This window comes from Streptomyces cinerochromogenes, from assembly GCF_014648635.1.
Classification (GTDB): domain Bacteria; phylum Actinomycetota; class Actinomycetes; order Streptomycetales; family Streptomycetaceae; genus Streptomyces; species Streptomyces cinerochromogenes.
In genome coordinates this window covers 418571-440137 of sequence record NZ_BMRM01000005.1, presented here as the reverse complement: position 1 = coordinate 440137, position 21567 = coordinate 418571, and the positions used below count along the sequence as shown (strand labels likewise).

Here is a 21567-nt window from a genome sequence, read left to right as displayed (position 1 = left end):
CGGAAGGGCGGTTCCGGGGCTCGAAGGTGGTCGAAACGAGTGCTGTCCGGGACGCGCGGTTCGGGGTGATTCGACGGTGCGGTGCTGACTCCCGTGCTGGTTTGGTGCTGACCAAAAGCCCACGTCATCACCCGTGCTCACCCCTCCCGTGCTGACTTGGTGCTGACTACGCTCCGTTGAACTCGGAAATCTTGGGAGTGATCGGCTCAGGACCGTTGCGTGGTGGGTGACCGAACTGAGAGGCTGACCCGGCTCCGCCGCTCGGCTCTGCGCGCACCGGACGAGGCGCTGTGCGTGGTGCGCGTTCGTCCCAGCAGATGAGCACACGGAACAGACACGGCGCTGATGCTGCCGGGTGATCGCTGGCGGCTGCCGTCCTGCCGGTGTAGCGTCGTAATCGAGCAGTCGTGGTTCCGAAGTCCCGTTCGCCCGTGATCGCCATCACGGGCGTTCTTGCTGTTCAGCGCCTCTCCGGACCAAGGCGATCACCTCCCGGGTACGCAGGGCGCGTGCACGGTTTTCCTCCAGGGAGACAGCCATGGCCAAGGGCACTGTCAAGTGGTTCAACAGCGAGAAGGGCTTCGGCTTCATCGAGCAGGAGGGTGGCGGGCCTGACGTCTTTGCCCACTACTCCAACATCGCCAGCCAGGGCTACCGCGAGCTGCAAGAGGGCCAGAAGGTCGAGTTCGACGTCACCCAGGGCCAGAAGGGCCCGCAGGCGGAGAACATTCGCCCCGTCTGATTCGCTGTTTGGTGCGGCCCGGCGTCCCGACTGCGGGAGCGCCGGGCTTGGCGTATCCGGGGGTTGCCAGCGGCGGAGTGGGAAACCGGTCGGCGTCCTTGGCCGCCGCATCTCGATGTCTTTCGGTGTCGGTGTGCATGCCGATGTGCTGAGGCGCGTAGAGATGGATGTGCTCAGGAAGGCGGCGTGTCGGAGCCGAGGGGGCTGCCGTCAAAGCTTCCATGGAGCGGCCGTCGGCCGGATGACCGCGTTCCGGAGGTTGCGCCGCATGCTTGTTCTCGGGCGATCGCAGGTCGAGGCTCTGCTCGATGTGGACATACTGATCGATGTCTTGGCCGTGGCGATGGCAGACCTCAGTGCGGGCCGCGCGTCGGCACCCGACCGTGTCGCCGCCCTGGTGCCCGGGGTCGCGGCGACGCTGCCGCCGGTGACGGCGATGCGCGCCGCCGACGCGCAATGCCGGGACACGGCTGCCGACCCACCAGGCGCTGATCGTGGTGTTTGACCCGGACACCAGCGAGCCTGCGGCGTTGCTGGATGGTACGGCCGTCACCGCGGCGCGGACCGGCGCCAGTTCGGCGCTGTCCGCGCGGCTGCTGGCTCGCGAGGACGCTTCGGTGCTGGCAGTTCTGGGCACCGGGGTGCAGGCCCGGTCCCACGCCCGCGCCATGTGCCGGGTCCGCCCGATTCGCCAGATCCGCGTGGCCGGCCGGGACCCGGCGAAGGCAGCCGCCTTGGCCGACGAGTTGGCGTCCGTAGTGGAGACAGACGTCAGGACGGTGTCCACCTACGCCGAGGCGCTCGACGGCGCTGACATTGTCGCCGCGACCACCCACTCCCTCGAACCGGTGATCCGCCGCCCCTGGCTGGCGCCCGGGGTGCACATCACCTCAGCGGGGTACCACCCGGCCGGACGCGAGGTCGCCGATGCCACGGTCGCCCAGGCGCTGGTGTGCGCCGAATCGCGGCAGGCAACGCTTGCCCCTTTTCCGGCGGGCAGCAACGACCTGTTGATCCCGATCCGCGACCGGCCTGATCACGGCCGAGCACGTGTACGCGGAGCTGGGTGAACTCGTCACCGGCAGTGCACCGGGACGTGCTGCGCCGGACCAGATCACCCCCATGCAGGACAAGACCGGGCAGCGCGATGACACGATCGAGAACCTGTTGGCCGACCTCGAAGACCAGGCCGCGAGGGTGATCACGAAGATCATTGCCGAGCACTTGTGGCCGCTGCCCAGAGCCGACCGGGCGGTCCTGGGGGAGTGGGTCGCTGCCCAGTACGCGCGGATTCCGACGGTTCGTCAGGCGAACAACGAGATCGCCGACCAGCTCTTGAAGAAGGAGATCGCCATTGGCGGCAAATCCGAAGTCCGCCGTCGGATGGAGGCTCAGGGCGAGGCTCCGGCCTCGGACGAGGAGGTAAATGCCGCCTGGGCCGAGCTGAGCGACTTCTCCAGCTACTACGTCGAGCTGCCGGTCAATGACCACCTGCTCACCATGGGGCAGGCGATGGCCACCGCCTACAAGATGGTGATGGCCCGCTCGTGGCAGCTCTGCCGGTTCGAGCGCAAGACCCTACTGCTGCCCGATCACCCCGTCACCCTGCTCCGTGACGAAGATGAACCGGAGTGGAAGGGCGTCGGCCTCGCTAACTTTGCCGCGATCATGGTGCCCATCGACCGCCGGGCGGCCATCATCATGACGGCTCCCGATGGTCGGGATGGCGTATTCCCAGCCAGCGACGACGACCGGAGCGTCCTGACCTCTGATCCACATCGTCGCGTCTCACAGCGCGGAAACCCTTCCGCCGGGGGCGCACCCTCCGCTCCCTGGCACGCGGCTCACTTCGCCAGATGAAACAACGGTGTGCGGCCACGGCCATGTTCTTTCAGTCGTCCATTGCCTGGCGAAGACGTTTCGCGCGGGCCTCGTCGACCAGCGATCGGGGCCACGCCCGGCCTGCCACGGCGTCGGCGCCGACCATCACGAGGGGCTCACGGGGAGGCGTCACGCGCGATGGCGGAGACGCATGGCCAGGGCCGGGCACTGGTTGACGGCGCGGCGGGCGTCGTGCTGCTGCCATGGGGCGACCGGGATGGTGGTGGAGGTGGGGTAGCCGTGCGGGCCGAGCCGAATGAGGTCGGGGGCCAGCACCGCGCACAGACCGTGGCCGGTGCAGCGGGACCAGTCCACCTCCAGCCGGGCACCCTTCGCAGGCGGGAGGGGCAGTACGCCGCGCAAGGGACGGCCGCAGCCGGGGCCGGAGAGGTGGGCGTCGACGTCCTCGGCGAAGACGTCCAGCGCGGTGAGCAGGAAGCGGGCAGTGCCGTCCGGGTGGGAGCAGGCGCCACCGGCCTGGGCCGCGCGGATGGCCCGCCGGGCGTCCTCCAGCACCACGGGGTCGGCGGCACCGGCGGCCAGCAGGGCCAGGGCCTCGGCGGCAGCGGGCAGGCCGCTCTTGCATGGTCCGCACTGGCCGGCGGACTCGGCCGCCAGCCAGGCCGCGACCTGCGCGGTCTCCCCGAGCGGGCAGGTGTCGTCGGGGAGGGTGACGATCGCGCCCGCGCCGAGGGTGGCGCCGAGGCCGGCGAGGCCGGCGCGGGAGAGCGGCGCGTCGATGGCGTCCGACGGGTGCAGCCAGGCGCCGTGGTAGCCGCCCACCAGCACGCCGGCGCCCGGCTGGAGGCCGCAGGCGTCCAGTACGGGTCCCAGCCGGGTGCCGGCAGGGACCTCGACCACGAGCGGGCCGGCGCCCGGCCGGTTGACGGTGAGCAGGATCGTGCCGGGTTCGGCGGCGGTGCCGACGGCGGTGTAGGCGTCGGGGCCGAGCCGGGCCGCGATGGCGAGTTGGGCCCAGGTCTCGGCGTTGGAGAGCAGGGTCGGGCGGCGGCGCACCCCGCCCATTCCGCCGTCGGCCGCGCGGGCCTTCAGCGGCGCCGGTGCCACCGGCAGACCATTGACGCCGCGGATCAGGGCCCCGGATTCGCCGGAGACGAAGCGTTCGGGCAGGCATATGGTCCGGGCCTGGCAGGGAAGATCACGCTCGGCGAGGGCGGCCGGGACCGACATCTCGCCGGGGCTGCCCGCGGTGACGCCGATCACGATCTCCTCGGCGCCGAACGCGGCCGCGGCCAGGCAGGCGCCGTCCAGTACCAGATGCGGTGAGCGGGCGAGCAGCATCTTGTCCTTGGCGCTGGCGGGTTCGCCCTCCGCGCCGTTCACCACGATGACCGGCGGTGCTCCGGTGCGGTCGGCGGTGGCGAGCGTGGCCCGGGCCTTGCGGGCGAACGGGAAGCCGGCGCCACCGCGGCCGGTCAGGTGGACGGCTTCGGCCAGGGCGAGCAGACCGTCCCGGTCCGGTTGGAGGAGTGGCGGGTGGACACGCGTGTGGGCGGCGAGGTCCAGGCGCTGGTGACGGTCCAGGCCGGCAGTCAGCCGGGCCGGATCCAGCCGGCGCACCTCGGGCAGCTCCAACGGGGCCCTCTTCACTCGCTGCTCCCCGGTCGGGCCAGGGAGAGCGGCCTGGGCGCTGGTCTCGCGGTGTGCTTGGGCCGGCCGGGCACGCCGGCACTCCGCGCGGACCGGCGAGCCGCCGGCGGTGCTGTGGACCGGGCGGCCCAGGCGTTCGGGCGAACGCCGGTGGCGGACCGCGCGGCCAGGGCGGCCAGCGCTGCCGGGCGGACAGCAGCGGGCCGGTACGCCTTGGTGCCGCGCCGACGCCTGTTCAGACTCCGGTGGCGGCCGACGTAGGAAAGGGCACGGCCCAACAGTGCGAGCGCCACGAGGGCCCCGCACACCCCATAGCCCCAGAAGACCCATGCGTGCGCCTTGCGCCCCGCCGTCAGCCCGTGCGCCAGTGAGACCGGCCAGCAGACGTACGCCGTCGAGTGCAGCACCCGCCACAGCCAGGGGCGGCGGCCGGCGAACCGGCCGCGGAGCACGCCGGTAGCCGTGATCAGGACGAGCAGGTCGGCGGCGAGGGTGCCCAGGCTCACTGCGAGGGCGGCACCGCCGGTGAAGGGGACCACCGCCGTCTGCGGAGCGGCGTGCCGCTCGATGACCTTGACCGTGATGTGGATGGCCAAGAAGCCGAGCGCCGCGACAGCGCTTGCCCGGTGCACCGACTGCACGGCCACCCGCAGCCGAGGAGTCAGCACCAGCCGGTCGGTGGCGGCGAGCCCGCACGTGACCACGGCGGTCAGCGAAAGCAGGGTGAAGACACCGGCGAAGTAGTCCAGGAAGGCCATCATCCGGCCGGCCACTCCGGTCCACGCGACGCCGGTCGCAGGACGGGCGAGCAGGACGACGCTGGACATGGGGCACCTTCTTCCTTGCGCTCGGGTCACACCCGGCCCGTGGCGGGGCGGGATCGAGATTCCGAATGCCCACTCGGGAAAGGAGCCGCCGGGGAGCGTGGCACCGGAGGCACTGCACGACAAGGGCCATCGTTAGCCCGTAAACCGGCTTGATGGCAAAGGCCCCTGATACGGCCCACGACCGTAGCCAAGTGCGGCAGCGGCGCCGCTTTCTCAAGTGACACCTGGCATTCCGGAACCACGACCGTGCGTAGTAGACCCCGGGAGCGGCGTGACAAGGCTCACCGCGCGATAGCCATGGGCCGTGCCCAAGAGGCAGGCGATCGCCTGGCACAGGGGCCAGATCATCGGCCGGCTGCGTGACGCTCCCGCGGCGCGCACGACCCACCTGGTCCTCTGCGAACCGGACGCATCCACCGCCTTTCGCGACCAGATCCACCGGCGGCTGGGTTGCACGGCGATCGCAGGGCGACAATCTCCCTCAGATCTGGAGGCTCGGGCTCGCGCGGAGTCCGTGTCCGCTGATCCACCCGTACACGCCTCGTGATCGTCGCCTCCCAGGCGACGGGGCCCGGCGTCTCCCGCTCGGCCTGCAGCCAAGCCTCGCACGGTCATGCCGCAGCGACCATGAGGCAGTCGTCCGGGGCCAGTGGGCCGCCGTGGCCACGGTCAGGGGCCACCCGGCCTCGACCGTATGCTCCGAGCCGTGCCCCGGGTAATAGGGGGCCGCGTGCCACGGCCGGCGGTGCGGGAGGGCCACTCCGCTTCCGGCCGACCGTTCCGGCAGACGCAATTTCTTCGCATTAGGCTGTCCCCATGAGTGCCCGAGCGACCACACGCCCCGGTGGGCGCAGCGCCCGCGTCCAGCAGTCCGTGCACCAGGCGGTCCGTGATCTCGAGGCGGAGATGGGGCGGGACGCACTGACCGTGCCGCTGATCGCGGCCCGCGCGGGGGTCACGCCGTCCACTGTCTACCGCCGCTGGGGAGACCTGCGGGAACTGCTGTCCGACGTGGCTGTCGAGCGGCTGCGCCCGGATGCCCCGCCGGCCGACCACGGTGGCCTGCGCGCGGACCTGGAGGCGTGGACCGTGCAGTTCGCGGAGGAGATGTCCTCGACGGCGGGTCGCACGTACATCCGCGATGCCCTGCTGGGTGACCCCGGTCAGGGTAATGCGGCGCGCTGCTCCGACTACGCCGCCGAGCAATTGAAGGTCATCGCCGTACGCGCAGCCGGGCGCGGGGAGGCCGTGCCGGACCTGGAGACGCTGCTGGACGTCGTGGTCGCCCCGCTGATGTATCGGATCCTGTTCCGCCCCTCGGAGCTGTCCCAGGAGTACGTCGGCCGCTTGGTGGCGGCGGCGCTCGGTCGCGTCGGGTCCCCTTCGGGCACCTAAAAGCTAAGGGTTTGCGTTTTGAGGTGGCGCCACCCTAGAGTTCTTAATGCAAAGCATTCGCTTTAAGGCTCCCGTGTCACGCGCCGTCCGCGCACGGCCTGACCTGAAAGGGTCCCACCGATGAGCACCGCCACCCCTCGTCAGGCCACCCCCGCCACCAGCACGGGATGGAGCCTCGGCGACATCGTCGTACGCCGCGTCGACGAGATCGAGCTGCCTCGCGACACCGGAGCGTGGCTGCTGCCGGACGCCACCAGGGAGGTGCTGGACGAGGCGTCGTGGCTGCGGCCCGACTTCGCCGACGCCGATGTCCCGCGGCTGGCGAGCCACAGCTTCGCGGTGGAGGCAGGCGGGCTGCGGATCGTCGTGGACACCGGCATCGGCAACGGCAAGACCCGTGCCAACCCGGCCTGGAACGGTCTCGACACCGACTTCCCGGAGCGGTTGGCGACGGCCGGCTTCCCGCCCGAGTACGTGGACCTGGTGATCACCACGCACCTGCACACCGACCACGTCGGCTGGAACACCCGCCTCGCCGACGGGGACTGGGTCCCAGCCTTCCCCCACGCCCGCTACCTCACCAGCCGCACCGAATGGGACCACTGGGCCGCCACCGACCTGGACGAGGCCCGCGCCCAGATGTTCCGCGACTCCGTCCACCCGGTCCGGGAAGCCGGACAGTACGACCTCGTGGACGTGCCCGAGCAGGGACACGAGGTGGCGCCGGGCGTCCTCCTGGTCCCCGCCCCGGGCCACACTCCGGGGCAGGTCGCCGTCGAACTGCGCGGCAGCGACCGGCGGGCGCTGATCACCGGCGACAGCATCCACCACCCCGTGCAGCTGTCCCACCCCCACGTGCACAGCTGCGTCGACATCGACCCCGCCCAGGCGTTCCGCACCCGCGCCCGGCTGCTCGACGGCGTGGCGGACACCGACGCGCTGCTCCTGGGCACCCACTTCCCGCGGCCCACGGCCGGCACCGTCCGCCGGGAGCGCGGCCACTACCGGCTGCTCGCCGAGCACGGCGGCGAGATCCCGGCCGCCGAGGCCTGACCACACGACCGGTGCCCCGCGCACGGCGGTGTTCGGTGGCCCACGCGCGGACCACCGAACAGCCGCGCCACCGGACAGCCGCGCCACCGAGCAGCCGTGGCACCTGCGGTCGCCTGATGCCACTCCTTGGCCTTGAGCGCCTTCGAGTACTCCGCCGCCCCACCCTCGACCGGGAAAGAGAAGGTCCATGACCGCTGTCGAACTCACACCGCCGGAGGCCGCCCGCTGGGCCGCCCGCGCGGGGGTTGTGCTGCCCGCCGAACGCCACGCCGCGGTCGCCGCCGTCGCCAACCACATCCACGGCGTCGTCGCGGTCCTGCGCGAGCTGGACTTCGCGGACGTCCCGCCCGCCGCCGCCTACCGCGCCGGACAGGAGTCGCACGATGCAGCCGTATGAGCTGTCCCTCGCCGCCGCCGCGGACGCGATCCGTGCCCGGCGGCTCTCCCCCGTCGAACTGGTCGACTCCGTCCTCGATCGCATCGAGAAGGTGGAACCGCACCTCGGTGCCTACGTCACGGTCACCGCGGAGCAGGCACGCCGGGCGGCGAGCGAGGCCGAACACGAAGCGGCGCACGGCCGTTACCGGGGACCGCTGCACGGCATCCCGATGGGACTCAAGGATCTGATCGACGTCGGCGGGATGGCCACCACGGCCAGCTCCCGGGTGCGCGCCGGCCATCGCGCGACGGCGGACAGCACGGTCGCCGCGCGTCTGAACGCGGCCGGCGCGGTCCTGCTCGGCAAGACCCACACCCACGAGTTCGCGTTCGGCCTGACCACTCCGCAGACCCGCAACGCCTGGGACCGCGGCCGGGTCGCCGGTGGTTCCAGCGGCGGCTCCGCGGTCGCCGTCGCATCGGGCACCGCGACCTTCGCCCTGGGCACCGACACCGGCGGGTCGATCCGGGTGCCCGCCGCGCTCAACGGGGTCGTCGGGCTCAAACCGACCTACGGTCTCGTCCCCCGCCACGGCGTCACCTCCCTGTCCTGGTCGCTGGACCACGTCGGTCCGATCACCCGCACCGTCGAGGACGCCGCCTTGGTCCTGACCGCACTGGCCGGACACGATCCGCGCGACCCCGCCTCGTTGTCCGTGCCCGCCACGGACTACCGGCCCGGTCCCGGCACGGACTTGACGGGGCTGCGCATCGGCCTGCCGCGCACCTACTACTTCGACAACGTCGACCCGCGCGTGGAGACCGCCGTCCGGCACGCCATCGGGCAGCTGGAAACCCTGGGCGCACGACTCGTCGAGGTCGACATCCCGATGACCCGCTACATCCAGGCCACCCAGTGGGGTCTGATGGTGCCGGAGGCCGGGGCCTACCACGAGAACAGCCTGCGCACGGTCCCCGAGCTGTACCAGGAGGACGTCCGCATCCTCCTGGAGGCAAGCGAGTTGATGAGCGCCGGGGACTACGTACGCGCGCAACGCGCCCGCACGCTCATGCGCGCCGAGTGGACCCGGCTGCTGGATCAGGTCGACGTGATCGCCGCTCCGAGCGTGCCGATACCCGCGGTCGGCGCCGATGAGGCGACGGTCAGCTGGCCCGACGGCACGGTCGAGGGCGTCTCCGACACCTACGTGCGCCTCTCCGCCCCCGCCAACATCACCGGGGTGCCCGCCCTGACCGTTCCGGTCGGCCACGACTCGGTCGGCATGCCGATCGGCATGCAGCTGCTCGGCCGTCCCCTCGGCGAGCCCACGCTCCTGCGGGTCGGCCATGCCTACGAGCAGACGCAGCCGGCCCGGGAACTCGCCACGGTGGCCTGAGCGCGCCCGCCCTGACGCGGCCCGGTACCGGCAGCACGACGCGCTGCCGGACCGGAAGGGGGAGCGGACACGACTCGCGGGCGGAGGCGCGCATGCTCGGGCGGCAGGAAAGTTCCTCGCGGACGTGGCAGCATCTGTCGCCGTGAGTGTGTCCCCGGCAGTGCGGAGCGTGCGCGCCGCGGTGTTCGCCGCGCTCTGCGTGTTGCTCGCTGCCGGCGGGCATGCGCTCGCCACGGGCGCGGCCCCGTCGGTGTGGGTGCAGATCGCGGGTTCTGTGCCGGTATGTGCCGCCGGGTGTCTACTGGGGGGCCGCGAGCGGTCGCTGACCGGTATCGGTGGTGCGACGCTCGCCGCCCAGGGCGGGCTGCACCTCTTGTTCCACGCCGCCGGGCGGCATCACCCCGTGATGGTCATGCACGGTGTGCGGATGGCCCATGATCAAGCGCACCCGGTCACGCCTCACGCGACCGCCGCGCACGTCGGGGCTGCCCTCGTGCTCACCTGGTGGCTGCGGCAGGGAGAGGCCGCGCTGTGGTCGCTCCTGAGGCGGACGGGCGCCTTCGTTCCCGGCCTTGTCGCCTGGTGGCGGCTGGCCCGAGGGCCGGGGCGCGTTCCGGACGCGCCGTTCGTCCGGCAGCCCGGTGGGAAGTTCTGGTCACCGAGGATGGTGCGGCTGCGGTACGCCGTTCACCGGCGTGGACCGCCTGCGCGGACGGCGTAGCGCGACCGGACCCCGACCCACCCACCCCTCAGTACGGAGATCAGTCCACTCATGTCCCCGAACCGCACCACCCTGCGCCGTGCCGGCACCGTCACCGCCCTGACCGCCGCCGGGATCCTCGCCGCCGCCGGCGCCGCCTCCGCGCACGTCACCGTTCATCCCGACAGCTACGCCAAGGGAGCCACGGACGGTGTCCTGACCTTCCGCGTGCCCAACGAGGAGGACGGCGCGAGCACCACCAGGGTGCAGGTGTTCCTCCCCACCGACCACCCCGTCCTCGGCGTGCTCGTATCCCCGCAGGACGGCTGGACCGCGAAGGTCACCAACACCAAGCTCAAGACACCGGTCAAGACCGACGACGGGACCATCACCGACGCCGTCTCGGAGATCACCTGGACCGGCGGCAAGATCGACCCCGGCCACTACGAGGACTTCAACGTGGCGTTCGGCCGGCTGCCCGACGACACCGGCCGGCTGACCTTCAAGACCCTCCAGAGCTACTCCGACGGAAAGACCGTCCGCTGGATCGAGGAGCCGACCGGCGGCGAGGAGCCGGAGAACCCGGCGCCGGTCCTCGAGCTCACCGCCAAGGGCGCGGCGGAAGGCCGTACCGCGTCGGCGAGTTCTTCCGCACCCACGAAGAGCGCTGAGGACTCCGCGTCGGGCGCGTCCGACGATGCGACGGCACGGGGGCTGGGTGTCGCCGGTCTGGTCGTGGGCGTACTGGGCCTGGCTGCCGCCGCCTTCGCCGTAGCGCGCACGCGTTCCACGGGGGGCGGGGACGCGTAGCACGCGTGTTCGCCATGCGGCAGCACACGTCATGGTTCTCTGTTCTATGTCGGAACTCGGCCGTCGGCCCGCCTGACTTCCAGCGCGGGGCGGCTGAGACCGGTCGTCGCCGTACGACGGTTTCGCTGCTGCTTCTCGCCGACCGCCGCTGCCTTCCCGGCGGGCGGCGGTCGGGCCACCCCACAGAGGACCGACGTGCTCTCCGTGACGCCTCACGCGCAGCTGGTGGAGTTCTGCACGCGCACCCGCCCGACACGGTGGTCGTCGGGGGCGGACTCACCGCACCCGGCCTCATCGAAGCGTGCTGGGACGCGCTGCCCACCGGCGGACGGCCGGTCGCCCGGCCGGGTCGACATCGCCGTCTACGACGGCTCGCTGGAGGAGGGGTCCAGGGATCCGGCGCTGCCGCCGGAACTCGGCGGCTGAGTCGGTCGGCGGACCGGGAGCTCCCCGGACCCGCTCAGGGGACGAGCTCTCCCACGAGCGCGGCGACCTGCTCCACCTCGATGAGGAAGCCGTCGTGGCCGTAGGGGGATTCGATCAGCCGGAGGTCGTCGGCAGTGGGGATGCCCGACGCCAGTTCCGCCTGCTGGGACGGTGGATAGAGGCGGTCGGAGTCGACCCCGGCCACGAGCGTTCTGGCGGTCACCCGGCGCAGGGCGGCGCGCGGGCCGCCCCGGTCCCGGCCGATGTCGTGACTGTTCATGGCCTCGGACAGGACGACGTAGCTGCCCGCGTCGAAGCGGCGCACCAGCTTGGCGGCGTGATGGTCGAGATAGGACTCGACCTGGTACCGGCCGCCGCTCCAGGGGTCCTCCGTGCCCTGGGGCGTACGGCCGAAGCGTGCCTGAAGCTCCGGCTCGCTGCGGTAGGTGACGTGGGCGAGCCGTCGGGCCAGGCCGAGCCCGGTGTGCGGGCCGCGGCCGGTGTCGTGGTAGTGGCCCCCGTGCCAGTGCGGGTCGGAGCGGATGGCGTTCAGCTGGATGTTCGCCCAGGCGATCTGCTGGGCGCTCGCCGCGGCCGTGGTGGCGAGCAGCAGGAGCGCGCCGGTGCGCTCCGGATGCGCTACGGCCCATTCCAATGCCCGCATCCCGCCCATCGAGCCGCCGACCACCAGCGCCCACCGGTCGATACCCAGCGCGTCGGCCAAGCCGGCCTCGGCCGCCACCTGGTCGCGCTGTGTCAGGAAGGGGAAGTCGCCGCCCCAGCGGCGTCCCGCCGGGGTGAGCGACGACGGCCCGGTACTTCCTTGGCAGCCGCCGAGGACGTTCGGCGCCACAACGAACCAGCGGTCCGTGTCCAGGGCCCGTCCCGGTCCGACGAGTCCGTCCCACCAACCGGGGGTGGGGTGCCCGGGTCCGGCGGGTCCGACGACGTGGCTGTCCCCGGTGAGTGCGTGCAGCACGAGGACGGCGTTGGAGGCGTCCGGCGCGAGCCGTCCCCACGTCTCGAACGCCAGCCGCAGGACCGGAAGTTCACCGCCCGCCTCCAACGGAAGCGGCTTCTCGCGGACGTACCACTGGCGACGCCCGGGCGGGTCCCCCTCCCGCCAGGCCCCGGTGGCCGGCGGGAGGGGGACCTCGGAGGGCGTCAGTACGGTGTTCAGGACGCGCCCTTCGCCGCGCGGAACCCTGCCTCCAGGTCGGCCTTGAGGTCGGCGAGGTTCTCGATGCCGACCGACAGTCGCACCAGGCCGGGCGAGGTGCCCGTGGCTGCCAACTGCGCCTCGTCCAGCTGGCTGTGGGTGGTGGACGCCGGGTGGATGATGAGGCTGCGGACGTCGCCGATGTTGGCGAGATGGCTGAACAGCTCGACGGCGTCCACGAACCGCTTGCCCGCCTCGATGCCGTCCCGCAACTCGAACGAGACGATGGCACCGGCACCGCGCGGCAGGTACCTCTGCCCGGCCTCGTACCAGCGACTGGACGGCAGTCCCGGGTAGTGGACGGCGGCGACCTCGTCGCGCTGATCCAGCCACTCGGCCAGTGCCTGGGCGTTCGCGGAGTGCCGCTCGATGCGCAGACTCAGCGTCTCCACGCCCTGGAGCAGCAGGAACGCGGAGTGCGGGGAGAGCGCCGGGCCGAGATCGCGCAGCAGCTGCACCCGCAGCTTGATGGCGAAGGCGCCGGGGCCGAGGGCGGGCCAGTACTGCAGACCGTGGTAGCTGGGGTCGGGCTCGGTGAAGTCGGGGAAACGGTCGGCGTGGGCGCCGAAGTCGAAGGTGCCGCCGTCCACGACGACACCCGCGATCGCGGTGCCGTGACCACCCAGGAACTTGGTCGCCGAGTGCACGACGATGTCCGCGCCGTGCTCGATGGGCCGCAACAGGTAGGGAGTCGGAACCGTGTTGTCCACGATCAGCGGCACACCCGCCGCGTGCGCCACGTCCGCGACCGCCCGCACGTCCAGCACGTTGCCGCGCGGGTTGCCCAGCGTCTCCGCGAAGAGCGCCTTGGTGTTCGGCCGGATCGCCGCCCTCCAGGCCTCGGCGTCGTCCGGGTCGTCCACGAACGACACCTCGATGCCCAGCTTCGGCAGCGTGTGCCGGAACAGGTTGTACGTGCCGCCGTACAACGACGTGCTGGAGACGATGTGGTCGCCCGCGCTCGCCAGCGTCAGGATCGCCAGGGTCTCCGCCGCCTGCCCGGAGGACAGCGCCACCGCCGCGACCCCGCCCTCCAGCGCGGCGATCCGCTGCTCGAAGACGTCCTGGGTGGGGTTGTGGATGCGGGTGTAGATGTTGCCGGGCTCGGCGAGCGAGAACAGGTCGGCGGCGTGCTGGGTGTCCCGGAACACGAACGACGTCGTCTGGTAGATCGGCGTCGCCCGCGCCCCGGTCGTCGGGTCCGGCGCGGCACCCGCGTGAATCTGCTTGGTCTCGAAGGACCACGCGGAGGTGTCAGGTCCGGCGGAGGTTTCCTCGGGGGTGTGGCCGGCGGTCACGGAGTCGATGGGCTGGCTCATGGCGGTGCTCCCTGTGCGGAGGGTGGAGACGGGAAGACGCGAGGGAACCGCAACGCCGGCCGCCCCCCGGCGGAGGGCGGCGGTCAGCGCGAAGCGGTGAGAAAGATGCTGGTCAGAAGCCGGAGCGCGGCGTCAGCTCGCGGCGGAACAACCCGTGGTGGTGACACGCACGTAGTCCACGTGGCGGCGGGTCACGAGCACGGTCATGCAGCAAGGTAACCACAACGGCGGCGGTATCCACCAGCACAACGAGGGTGTCTCACGTTGCGGGATGCGTGGTGGACGCACCTTCCCGGGTGTGCTTTGATCCGGTCATGGAGACCACTGGCACGGCACACACGGTGCTGCTCGACCCGTTCTGGGTGAGCCGCCGCGCCGACCAGTTCGACCAGGTCTGTTGCTGATCGCCGTTTCCCGGCTCACGACCCGCGCCCTCTCTCTTTCTCTTTCCGTCTGATCCCGCTTCTGCCACTCAACGACCCACGTCGCCGGGCAGTTGTGAGGCGCAGTCGGCCTGCCGTGCCGCGAAGGAATCCCCATGGCCCAGCCCACAGCCCTGCCGGTCATCGACATCTCCCGCTTCCGCGCCCCGGACGCCGACCGTGACGCCTTCCTCGCCGACCTCCGTTCCGCCGCCCACGACGTCGGCTTCTTCTACGTCACCGGGCACGGCGTCCCCGCACCACTGCGCGACGAGGTGCTGAGCGCGGCCCGCGCCTTCTTCGCGCTGCCCGAGGAGCGGCGACTGGAGATCGAGAACCTCAACTCGCCCCAGTTCCGCGGCTATACGCGCACCGGAACCGAGTACACGGCGGGCAGCGCGGACTGGCGGGAGCAGATCGACATCGGGCCGGAACGGGAGGCGCTCGATGTCGGCCCGGACGATCCCGACTACCTGCGTCTGATCGGCCCCAACCAATGGCCCTCCGCACTACCGGAGCTGAAGGACACCGTGCTGCGCTGGCAGGCGGAGGCGCTACGGGTGAGCCGTGAGGTGCTGCGGGCCCTGGCGGCGGCGCTCGGACAGGACGAGGGCTACTTCGACCAGTGGTTCGACGACGACGCGGCCGTCCACGTGAAGATCGTGCACTATCCGCCGCGCGCCGCCGAGGACGCCGACCAGGGTGTGGGCGCGCACAAGGACTACGGCTATCTCGCGCTGCTCCAGCAGGACGAGGTGGGCGGGCTCCAGGTGCAGCGCGAGGACGGCGAGTGGCTCGACGCGGTCCCGGTACCCGACGCCTTCGTGTTCAACATCGGCGAGATGCTGGAGATCGCCACCCAGGGCTATCTGAAGGCCACGCAACACCGGGTCGTCAGCCCGCGGTCGGGCGTGCACCGCTACTCGATCCCCTTCTTCCTCGGCCCGCGCCTCGACGCGGTCGTCAAGCCGCTGAACCTCCCCGCGGAACTGGCGGCGCTGAGCCGTGGCGTCACCGACGACCCGGACAATCCGCTGCTCGCGGCCTTCGGCGAGAACGCGGTCGTCGGCTGGCTCCGTTCCCATCCACGGGTCGCCGAGCGCTGGTGGTCCGACGTCCTGGCGAAGCGGGAGGCACACCGATGACCCACTGGGCCTTCGAGACCCGGCAGGTGCACGCCGGAGCCGTCCCCGACCCGGCCACCGGCGCGCGAGCGGTGCCGATCCACCCGGCCACCAGCTACGTCTTCCGGGACACCGCGCACGCCGCCGCGGCCTTCGAACTGGCCGACCTGACCACCCACGCCTACACGCGGCTGTCGAACCCGACCACCGCCGTGGCCGAGGAGCGGATCGCCGCCCTGGAGGGCGGAACGGCGGCGGTGGCCGTGGCCAGCGGACAGGCCGCGACGAGCCTCGCCCTGCTCAACCTGGCGCGCGCGGGCGACCACCTCGTCGCCTCCTCGTCCCTGTACGGCGGCACCCGCACCCTTCTGGAGCACACGTTCGCCGACCTCGGCATCGACGTCACCTTCGTCGACGACCCGGACGACCTGGGTGCCTGGTACACGGCCGTACGCCCCACCACGAAGGCGTTCTTCGGGGAGACTCTCGGCAACCCGCGCGGCAACGTCCTCGACATCGAGGCGGTGGCCGGCATCGCCCATGAGACCGGCGTGCCGCTCGTCGTCGACAACACCGTGCTCACGCCGTACCTGCTACGGCCCTTCGAGCACGGTGCCGACATCGTCGTGCACTCCACCACCAAGTTCCTGTCCGGTCACGGCACCGGCATCGGCGGGGCCGTCGTGGACAGCGGCCGCTTCGACTTCGGTGCCGATCCCGACCGATGGCCGGGGCTGACCCGCCCGGATCCGACGTACAACGGGCTGTCGTTCTGGGATTCCTTCTCCGACCTCGGCCTCGCCTACGCGCTGCGGCTGCGCACCCGGCTGGTCCGGGATCTGGGGCCGGCCGTCTCGCCCTTCAACAGCTTCCTGCTCCTGCAGGGCCTGGAGACGCTCAGCCTGCGCATCGAACGGCACGTCTCCAACGCCCAGTCGCTGGCCGAGTGGCTGGAGCAGCAGCCGCAGGTCTCGCGGGTGCACTACCCCGGACTGTCCTCCAGCCCCTGGCACGTGCCGGCCAAACGGTATCTGCCGCGCGGCGCCGGGGCGGTCCTCGCCTTCGAACTGGCGGGCGGCCTGGAGGCGGGCCGGCGGTTCGTCGAAGGCGTCCGGCTGTTCAGCCATCTCGCCAACATCGGCGACGTACGCAGTCTCGTCATCCACCCCGCCTCCACCACCCACGCCCAGCTGGACGCCGGTCAGCAGGTCGCGGCCGGGGTCACGCCCGGCCTGGTGCGGCTGTCGGCCGGCCTGGAAGGCGTCGGCGATCTGATCGCCGACCTCGAAGCGGGCCTGCGGGCAGCCGTCGTATGAACCCCACCGCACGCACCCAGGGAGCACGATCCGCCATGCGCCGCACCACCGCCCTCCGGCTCGCCGCCACCGCAGTCCTCGCCGGCCTGGCCGCGACGGCGTGTGGCACCGGTTCGGCGGACGACCCCGCGAACGCCGGACAGACCAGCCAGGCCGCCGAGCCCGCCGCCATCGACACCGGCGCCACGGTCGACGTACGCCTCGTCCTGGAGCCGACCAGCCTCGACATCGCCTCCACGGCGGGCGCGGCCCTCGACCAGATCCTGCTCGACAACATCTACCAGGGCCTGCTGACCCGCGACGAGAACAACAAGATCGAGCCGAGCCTGGCAACCTCGTACGACACGTCGCCGGACGGGCTCACCTACACCTTCCGCCTCGCCAGGAACGCGACCTTCCACGACGGCACCGAGGTCACCGCGGCCGACGCCGTCTGGTCCTTGCAGCAGGTCACCGCGAAGGGCTCGAAGAACCCCGACGCGGCGGCGCTCGCCTCGGTCAAGAGCGTCTCCGCCTCCGACGACCACACCGTCGTCGTCACGCTCAAGCACCGTGACACAGGCTTCACCTGGGGTCTGACGGGCCGGGCGGGCGTCGTCTTCAAGAAGGGGACGGACTTCGCCTCCCTCGCCGGCAACGAGAACGGCACCGGGCCCTTCAAGCTGTCCGGCTGGAAGCGCGGTTCGTCCATCACCTTCGTCCGCAACGACGCCTACCGGGGGAAGAAGGCCAAGGTCGCCAAGGTCGTCTTCCACTACATCAAGGATGACAACGCGGCCAACAACGCCCAACAGACGGGGCAGACCGACATCGAGACCGCCGCGGACGCGACCCTGCTCCAACCGTTCTCCGACAAGAGCAAGTACACCGTGCTGCGCGGAGACACCACCGACAAGTTCACGCTCGCGTTCAACAACGCCTCCGGCCCGACCAAGGACGTGCGGGTACGGCGCGCCATCCGCCGGGCCGTCGACAACGCCGGTCTCATCAAGGCCCTCGGCGGCGCGGCCAAGCCGGTCGGCGGCCCCGTCCCGGCCACCGACCCCGGCTACGCGGACCTCACCGCGATCGACGCCTACGACCCGGACAGTGCCGAGAAGTTGCTCGAGCAGGCCGGTTACGGCAGCGGTCTGAAGCTCACCGTGCAGATCCCGAACATCTACCCGGCGGAGATCGGCGACTACCTCGCCTCCGAACTCAAGCAGGTGGGCGTCCAACTCACCGTGCGCCAAGTGGAGTTCCAGACCTGGCTCGACACCGTCTACACCAAGCACGACTACCAGCTCAGTCTCGTCGACCACGCGGAAGCCCGCGACCTGGACAACTTCGCCAACCCCGCCTACTACTTCGGCTACGACAACGCGAACGTCCGGAAGTGGTACGCCGCCGCCCAGACCGCCGCCGGCGACGCCGAGCGGGACGTCCTCCTGAAGAAGGCGGCCCGGCAGGTGGCCGAGGACGCCGCCGCCGACTGGCTGTTCGTCAACCAGACCCTCACCGTGGTCCGCAGCGGCGTCACCGGCGTGCCGCGCAACTTCACCAGCAACCGTTACGACCTCGCGGACCTCGCCGTGGCGAAGAAGAAGTGAGGCCCGCATGACCCTGTATGTGGTGCGCCGGGCCGCACTGCTGGTGGTGTCCCTGCTCGCCGCCAGCGTGCTGATCTTCCTGGTGCTACGGCTGCTGCCCGGCGACATCGCCCAGACCATCGGCGGCATCAAGGCCACGCCCGCTCAAGTCGCCGCCGTACGCCACGACTTGGGCCTGGACCGGCCGCTCGCCGCGCAGTACGCCGACTGGATCGGCGGAGTCGTCACCGGCGACTTCGGGCGGTCCGTCCTCGACGGTACGTCGGTGTCGGGGCAGCTCGCCGAGAAGTTCGCGGTGACCGGGCCGCTGGCCGTCGGCGCGGTCGTCCTCGCGCTCGCCTTCGCGGTGCCGTTGGGCATCGTCGCCGCCGTGCGCCGGGACTCGCGGCTCGGTGGCGCGGTGAACGCCCTCGGACAGTTCGGCATCGCGTTGCCGACCCTGTGGGTGGGGCTGCTGCTCGTCGTCGTGTTCGCCGTCCAGCTCCGCTGGCTGCCCGCGCAGGGGTTCCCCGTGGACGGCTGGGCCGAGCGGGGGCAGGCGCTGCGCAGCCTCGTCCTGCCCTGGCTGGCCCTGGCCCTCTCCGAGGGCGCCGTCCTGCTGCGGTTCGTGCGCTCCGCCGTACTGGAGGTCCTGCACCAGGACTGGCTGCGCACCGCCCGCGCCAAGGGCCACACACGCACCGGCGCGCTGGTGCGGCACGGGCTGCGCAACGCGGCGGTGCCCGTGGTGTCGGTGCTCGGCCTGCAGATCGCGGCGCTGGTCGCGGGGGCGGTCGTCGTGGAGCAGGTCTTCGTACTGCCCGGCGTCGGCCAGATGCTGATCACGGACGTCGGCAACCGGGACCTGGACAAGGTGCAGGGCGAGATCCTGCTGCTCACGGGGGCGGTGCTGGTCATCGGGTTCCTCGTGGACCTCGCGCACCGGCTGATCGACCCCCGGCTGCGGAGCGCCGTATGACCGTCTCCAGAGCGCTCCTGAAGAGCCGCAGCGGCTCGGCCGGCCTGGTCCTCGTCGGCCTTCTCCTCCTGTCCGCCCTGGTCTCCCTCGTCTGGACGCCGTACGACCCCACCCTCGCGCGTCCGCGGGACGGCTGGCTGCTGCCGTTCTCCGGCGGGCATGTCCTCGGCACCGACCGGCTGGGCCGCGACGAGCTGAGCCAGCTGCTGGCCGGCGCCCGCGGCACCCTGCTGACCGCCCTGCTCGCGGCGACGATCGCGGCCGTCGTCGGGCTCGCTCTGGCACTGGCGGCGGTGCTCGTGCCGCGCTGGATCGGTGCCGCCGTCGTCCAGCTCACGGACGTGCTGATCGCCTTCCCTGTCCTGTTGATCGCGATGATCCTCACCGCCGTGTACGGCGGCTCCACCTGGACCGTGGTCACCGCGGTCGGCGTCGGAGCGGGCGTCAACCTCGCCCGGGTCGCCCGCGCCGAGGCCGGACGGGTGCTGAACACCGACTACGTGCTGGCCGCGCACGCCGCCGGGTCCGGCACCTGGCGCACCGTCCGCAAGCACCTGCTGCCGAACATCGCGCCCACCCTCGTCGTGCAGCTCTCGCTGGTGCTGTCCGTGGCGGTGCTCGCCGAGGCGGCCCTGTCGTTCCTCGGGTTCGGCGCGCCGGCGCCCGCGGTCTCCTGGGGGCGCATGCTGCACGAGCAGCAGCAGTACATCGCGGCCCGCCCGCTGCTCGTCATCTGGCCGGGGCTCGCCGTGGCCGCCTCCGTGCTCGGGTTCAACCTGCTCGGGGACGGGCTGCGTGAGGCGGCCGACGCGCGCCTTCGCATCCGGGAGGCCCGATGAGCCTGCTGACGATCACCGACCTGAGCGTGCGGATCGGTGGTGCCACCGTCGTCGACGAGGTCGGCCTGGAACTCGCCCCCGGCGAACGGCTCGCGCTGATCGGCGAGTCCGGGTCCGGGAAGTCGCTCACCGCCCTCGCCGTGATGGGGCTGCTGCCGGACGGCGCCCGGGCCACCGGCAGCATCCGCCTCGGTGGCCGGGAACTGCTCGGCCTCGGCGACAGGGAGCTGTCCCGGCTGCGCGGCGAGCGCATGGCCATGGTCTTCCAGGAACCCATGAGCGCCCTCAACCCCTTGATGCGCATCGGGAAGCAGCTCGCCGAGCCCCTGCGGCTGCACCGCGGGCTGAACCGGCGCCAAGCCGCGACCGCCGCCGTCGAACTCGCCGCACAGGTGGGCCTGCCGGACCCGGACCTCATCGTCCGCTCCTGGCCGCACCAGCTCTCCGGCGGACAGCGTCAGCGAGTCGGCCTCGCGATGGCCCTCGCCACCCGCCCGGCGCTGCTCATCGCCGACGAACCCACCACCGCCCTCGATGTCACCGTCCAGGCCGACATGCTCAGGCTGCTCGACGAACTGGTCCACCAGCACGGCACCTCCCTGCTGTTCATCAGCCACGACCTCGCCGTCGTCACCCGACTGTGCTCACGAGCCGCCGTCCTCAAGGACGGACGGCTCGTCGAGGAAGGTGCCACCGGCACCCTCGTACGAACTCCCCAACACCCGTACACACAGCGGCTGGTGGCGGCCGCCCGTGCCACGGGAACCGAGGAGGTCACCCGATGACACAGCTCCTGAAGGGCACCGGCCTCAGCCGCACCTTCCGGTTGCCGCGCACCTCGCTGTTCACGCCTGCCGTTCACCGCCACGCCGTCCAGGACGTGTCGCTGGAGCTCCGGGAGGGCAACAGCCTCGGCATCGTGGGGGAGTCCGGCTCCGGCAAGTCGACCCTGGCCCGGCTCCTGCTCGCCCTGGACCGGCCCGACTCCGGAACAGTGCACTACCGCGGGCGCGAGGTGAAGCCGGGCAGGCTGCCCTGGTTCCGGCGCGAGGTGCAGGTCGTGCTGCAGGACCCGATGGGCTCCCTCGACCCGCGTGCCACTGTCCGCGACATCGTCGCCGAGCCGCTGGAGTGCCTCAGGCTGCCCGGCCCCCACGACGACCGGGTGGACGAACTCCTGCGCGCCGTCGGCCTGGACCCGTCCGTGCGCGGCCGGTATCCGCACGAGTTCTCCGGCGGACAGCGGCAGCGCATCGCCATCGCCCGCGCGCTCGCCCCCGGTCCGAAGGTCCTCGTCGGCGACGAACCGCTCAGCGCCCTCGACGTGTCGGTGCGCGCCCAGATCCTCGCGCTCCTCGACGACCTCGCGGAGGCCTACGGGCTGACGCTGCTGCTCGTCTCCCACGACATCGGCGTCGTACGGCGTCTGTGTACCGACGTGCTGGTGATGAAGGACGGCCGGGCCGTCGAACAAGGGCTGGCCGCATCCGTCCTCACCGACCCTCAACACCTTTACACACGTCGCCTGTTGGCCGCAGTACCCCGGCTGACCGCATGACCG

General features: G+C 71.7%; 21 protein-coding genes and 1 pseudogene. 18 read left to right on the top strand and 4 right to left on the bottom strand.

The features are described 5' to 3' along the window. Positions 1–538: 538 nt before the first annotated feature. From IEZ20_RS13065 to IEZ20_RS13055, 4 genes are all read left to right on the top strand, one after another. The gene (locus tag IEZ20_RS13065; RefSeq protein ID WP_133917065.1) at positions 539–742 is read left to right on the top strand and encodes a cold-shock protein; all 204 of its coding nucleotides are present in this window, start codon (positions 539–541) and stop codon (positions 740–742) included. A 268-nt stretch (positions 743–1010) separates the two neighbouring features. Continuing rightward, positions 1011–1247 carry a hypothetical protein gene (locus IEZ20_RS40595; protein WP_308434661.1) on the top strand — a complete coding sequence of 79 codons (237 nt, stop codon included), beginning with the start codon at positions 1011–1013 and terminating at the stop codon, positions 1245–1247. After that, entirely contained in the window at positions 1237–1812 is a 576-nt protein-coding gene (locus IEZ20_RS13060) for an ornithine cyclodeaminase family protein (protein ID WP_308434660.1), read from the top strand. Before IEZ20_RS40595 ends, IEZ20_RS13060 begins: the two co-directional genes overlap by 11 nt. Continuing rightward, a complete protein-coding gene (locus tag IEZ20_RS13055) occupies positions 1793–2602 on the top strand; it encodes a DUF4238 domain-containing protein (protein ID WP_189297787.1) in 810 nt (269 codons plus the stop codon). Before IEZ20_RS13060 ends, IEZ20_RS13055 begins: the two co-directional genes overlap by 20 nt. Before the next feature lie 150 nt (positions 2603–2752). On the opposite strand, the gene IEZ20_RS13050 is transcribed toward IEZ20_RS13055, so the two are convergent. Then, on the bottom strand, positions 2753–4234 hold the full coding sequence (locus tag IEZ20_RS13050; RefSeq protein WP_229896046.1) for an NADH-ubiquinone oxidoreductase-F iron-sulfur binding region domain-containing protein: 1482 nt from the start codon (positions 4232–4234) through the stop codon (positions 2753–2755). Continuing rightward, positions 4231–5061, bottom strand: coding sequence for a hypothetical protein (locus tag IEZ20_RS13045; protein ID WP_189297786.1), 831 nt, complete (start codon positions 5059–5061; stop codon positions 4231–4233). The genes IEZ20_RS13050 and IEZ20_RS13045 overlap by 4 nt, the downstream gene beginning before the upstream one ends. 816 nt (positions 5062–5877) lie before the next feature. Here IEZ20_RS13045 and IEZ20_RS13040 point away from each other — a divergent pair. The 7 genes and pseudogenes from IEZ20_RS13040 to IEZ20_RS40880 form a co-directional block, all read left to right on the top strand. Next, the gene (locus tag IEZ20_RS13040; protein WP_189297785.1) at positions 5878–6456 is read left to right on the top strand and encodes a TetR/AcrR family transcriptional regulator; all 579 of its coding nucleotides are present in this window, start codon (positions 5878–5880) and stop codon (positions 6454–6456) included. Between the two features lie 120 nt (positions 6457–6576). Next, the gene (locus IEZ20_RS13035) at positions 6577–7509 is read left to right on the top strand and encodes an MBL fold metallo-hydrolase (protein ID WP_189297784.1); all 933 of its coding nucleotides are present in this window, start codon (positions 6577–6579) and stop codon (positions 7507–7509) included. Positions 7510–7696: 187 nt separating this feature from the next. Continuing rightward, on the top strand, positions 7697–7906 hold the full coding sequence (locus IEZ20_RS13030; RefSeq protein ID WP_189297783.1) for a hypothetical protein: 210 nt from the start codon (positions 7697–7699) through the stop codon (positions 7904–7906). After that, positions 7893–9284 carry an amidase gene (locus IEZ20_RS13025; RefSeq protein WP_189297782.1) on the top strand — a complete coding sequence of 464 codons (1392 nt, stop codon included), beginning with the start codon at positions 7893–7895 and terminating at the stop codon, positions 9282–9284. The genes IEZ20_RS13030 and IEZ20_RS13025 overlap by 14 nt, the downstream gene beginning before the upstream one ends. 169 nt (positions 9285–9453) lie before the next feature. After that, positions 9454–10005, top strand: a complete 552-nt coding sequence (locus IEZ20_RS13020) for a hypothetical protein (RefSeq protein WP_229896045.1) — start codon at positions 9454–9456, stop codon at positions 10003–10005. 51 nt (positions 10006–10056) lie between these two features. Then, a complete protein-coding gene (locus IEZ20_RS13015) occupies positions 10057–10794 on the top strand; it encodes a YcnI family protein (protein WP_189297780.1) in 738 nt (245 codons plus the stop codon). A 200-nt stretch (positions 10795–10994) separates the two neighbouring features. After that, a pseudogene (locus IEZ20_RS40880) lies at positions 10995–11135 on the top strand (cobalamin biosynthesis bifunctional protein CbiET); the annotation flags it as partial. Between the two features lie 119 nt (positions 11136–11254). Here the strand turns inward: IEZ20_RS40880 and metX are convergent. Beyond that, positions 11255–12400 carry a homoserine O-acetyltransferase MetX gene (gene metX, locus IEZ20_RS13010; protein ID WP_189297835.1) on the bottom strand — a complete coding sequence of 382 codons (1146 nt, stop codon included), beginning with the start codon at positions 12398–12400 and terminating at the stop codon, positions 11255–11257. After that, the gene (locus IEZ20_RS13005; protein WP_189297779.1) at positions 12397–13758 is read right to left on the bottom strand and encodes a bifunctional o-acetylhomoserine/o-acetylserine sulfhydrylase; all 1362 of its coding nucleotides are present in this window, start codon (positions 13756–13758) and stop codon (positions 12397–12399) included. Before IEZ20_RS13005 ends, metX begins: the two co-directional genes overlap by 4 nt. 538 nt (positions 13759–14296) lie before the next feature. Here IEZ20_RS13005 and IEZ20_RS13000 point away from each other — a divergent pair. The 7 genes from IEZ20_RS13000 to IEZ20_RS12970 are packed head-to-tail and all read left to right on the top strand — an operon-like array spanning position 14297 to position 21564. Further along, positions 14297–15325, top strand: a complete 1029-nt coding sequence (locus tag IEZ20_RS13000) for an isopenicillin N synthase family dioxygenase (RefSeq protein ID WP_189297776.1) — start codon at positions 14297–14299, stop codon at positions 15323–15325. After that, on the top strand, positions 15322–16620 hold the full coding sequence (locus tag IEZ20_RS12995) for an O-acetylhomoserine aminocarboxypropyltransferase/cysteine synthase family protein (RefSeq protein WP_189297775.1): 1299 nt from the start codon (positions 15322–15324) through the stop codon (positions 16618–16620). Before IEZ20_RS13000 ends, IEZ20_RS12995 begins: the two co-directional genes overlap by 4 nt. Before the next feature lie 35 nt (positions 16621–16655). Further along, complete coding sequence (locus IEZ20_RS12990; protein WP_189297772.1) at positions 16656–18209, top strand: ABC transporter substrate-binding protein; 1554 nt, start codon at positions 16656–16658, stop codon at positions 18207–18209. 7 nt (positions 18210–18216) lie between these two features. After that, positions 18217–19167 (top strand): ABC transporter permease, encoded by a 951-nt coding sequence (locus IEZ20_RS12985; protein WP_189297770.1) that lies wholly within the window; start codon positions 18217–18219, stop codon positions 19165–19167. Continuing rightward, positions 19164–20006, top strand: a complete 843-nt coding sequence (locus IEZ20_RS12980) for an ABC transporter permease (RefSeq protein WP_189297769.1) — start codon at positions 19164–19166, stop codon at positions 20004–20006. The genes IEZ20_RS12985 and IEZ20_RS12980 overlap by 4 nt, the downstream gene beginning before the upstream one ends. Then, positions 20003–20791, top strand: coding sequence for an ATP-binding cassette domain-containing protein (locus IEZ20_RS12975; RefSeq protein ID WP_189297767.1), 789 nt, complete (start codon positions 20003–20005; stop codon positions 20789–20791). The genes IEZ20_RS12980 and IEZ20_RS12975 overlap by 4 nt, the downstream gene beginning before the upstream one ends. Further along, positions 20788–21564 (top strand): ATP-binding cassette domain-containing protein, encoded by a 777-nt coding sequence (locus IEZ20_RS12970; RefSeq protein ID WP_189297765.1) that lies wholly within the window; start codon positions 20788–20790, stop codon positions 21562–21564. Before IEZ20_RS12975 ends, IEZ20_RS12970 begins: the two co-directional genes overlap by 4 nt. The last annotated feature ends 3 nt before the right edge of the window (positions 21565–21567 follow it).

Bases quoted from the DNA above. Each gene is read 5' to 3' on its own strand.
- IEZ20_RS13045 (WP_189297786.1), bottom strand. From the start codon at position 5,061: ATGTCCAGCGTCGTCCTGCTCGCCCGTCCTGCGACCGGCGTCGCGTGG.
- IEZ20_RS13000 (WP_189297776.1), top strand. From the start codon at position 14,297: ATGGCCCAGCCCACAGCCCTGCCGGTCATCGACATCTCCCGCTTCCGC.
- IEZ20_RS13035 (WP_189297784.1), top strand. From the start codon at position 6,577: ATGAGCACCGCCACCCCTCGTCAGGCCACCCCCGCCACCAGCACGGGA.
- IEZ20_RS13025 (WP_189297782.1), top strand. From the start codon at position 7,893: ATGCAGCCGTATGAGCTGTCCCTCGCCGCCGCCGCGGACGCGATCCGT.
- IEZ20_RS13015 (WP_189297780.1), top strand. From the start codon at position 10,057: ATGTCCCCGAACCGCACCACCCTGCGCCGTGCCGGCACCGTCACCGCC.
- IEZ20_RS12990 (WP_189297772.1), top strand. From the start codon at position 16,656: ATGCGCCGCACCACCGCCCTCCGGCTCGCCGCCACCGCAGTCCTCGCC.
- IEZ20_RS13005 (WP_189297779.1), bottom strand. From the start codon at position 13,758: ATGAGCCAGCCCATCGACTCCGTGACCGCCGGCCACACCCCCGAGGAA.
- IEZ20_RS13040 (WP_189297785.1), top strand. From the start codon at position 5,878: ATGAGTGCCCGAGCGACCACACGCCCCGGTGGGCGCAGCGCCCGCGTC.
- IEZ20_RS12985 (WP_189297770.1), top strand. From the start codon at position 18,217: ATGACCCTGTATGTGGTGCGCCGGGCCGCACTGCTGGTGGTGTCCCTG.
- IEZ20_RS13030 (WP_189297783.1), top strand. From the start codon at position 7,697: ATGACCGCTGTCGAACTCACACCGCCGGAGGCCGCCCGCTGGGCCGCC.
- IEZ20_RS12975 (WP_189297767.1), top strand. From the start codon at position 20,003: ATGAGCCTGCTGACGATCACCGACCTGAGCGTGCGGATCGGTGGTGCC.
- IEZ20_RS12970 (WP_189297765.1), top strand. From the start codon at position 20,788: ATGACACAGCTCCTGAAGGGCACCGGCCTCAGCCGCACCTTCCGGTTG.
- IEZ20_RS12980 (WP_189297769.1), top strand. From the start codon at position 19,164: ATGACCGTCTCCAGAGCGCTCCTGAAGAGCCGCAGCGGCTCGGCCGGC.
- IEZ20_RS40595 (WP_308434661.1), top strand. From the start codon at position 1,011: ATGCTTGTTCTCGGGCGATCGCAGGTCGAGGCTCTGCTCGATGTGGAC.
- IEZ20_RS12995 (WP_189297775.1), top strand. From the start codon at position 15,322: ATGACCCACTGGGCCTTCGAGACCCGGCAGGTGCACGCCGGAGCCGTC.
- IEZ20_RS13065 (WP_133917065.1), top strand. From the start codon at position 539: ATGGCCAAGGGCACTGTCAAGTGGTTCAACAGCGAGAAGGGCTTCGGC.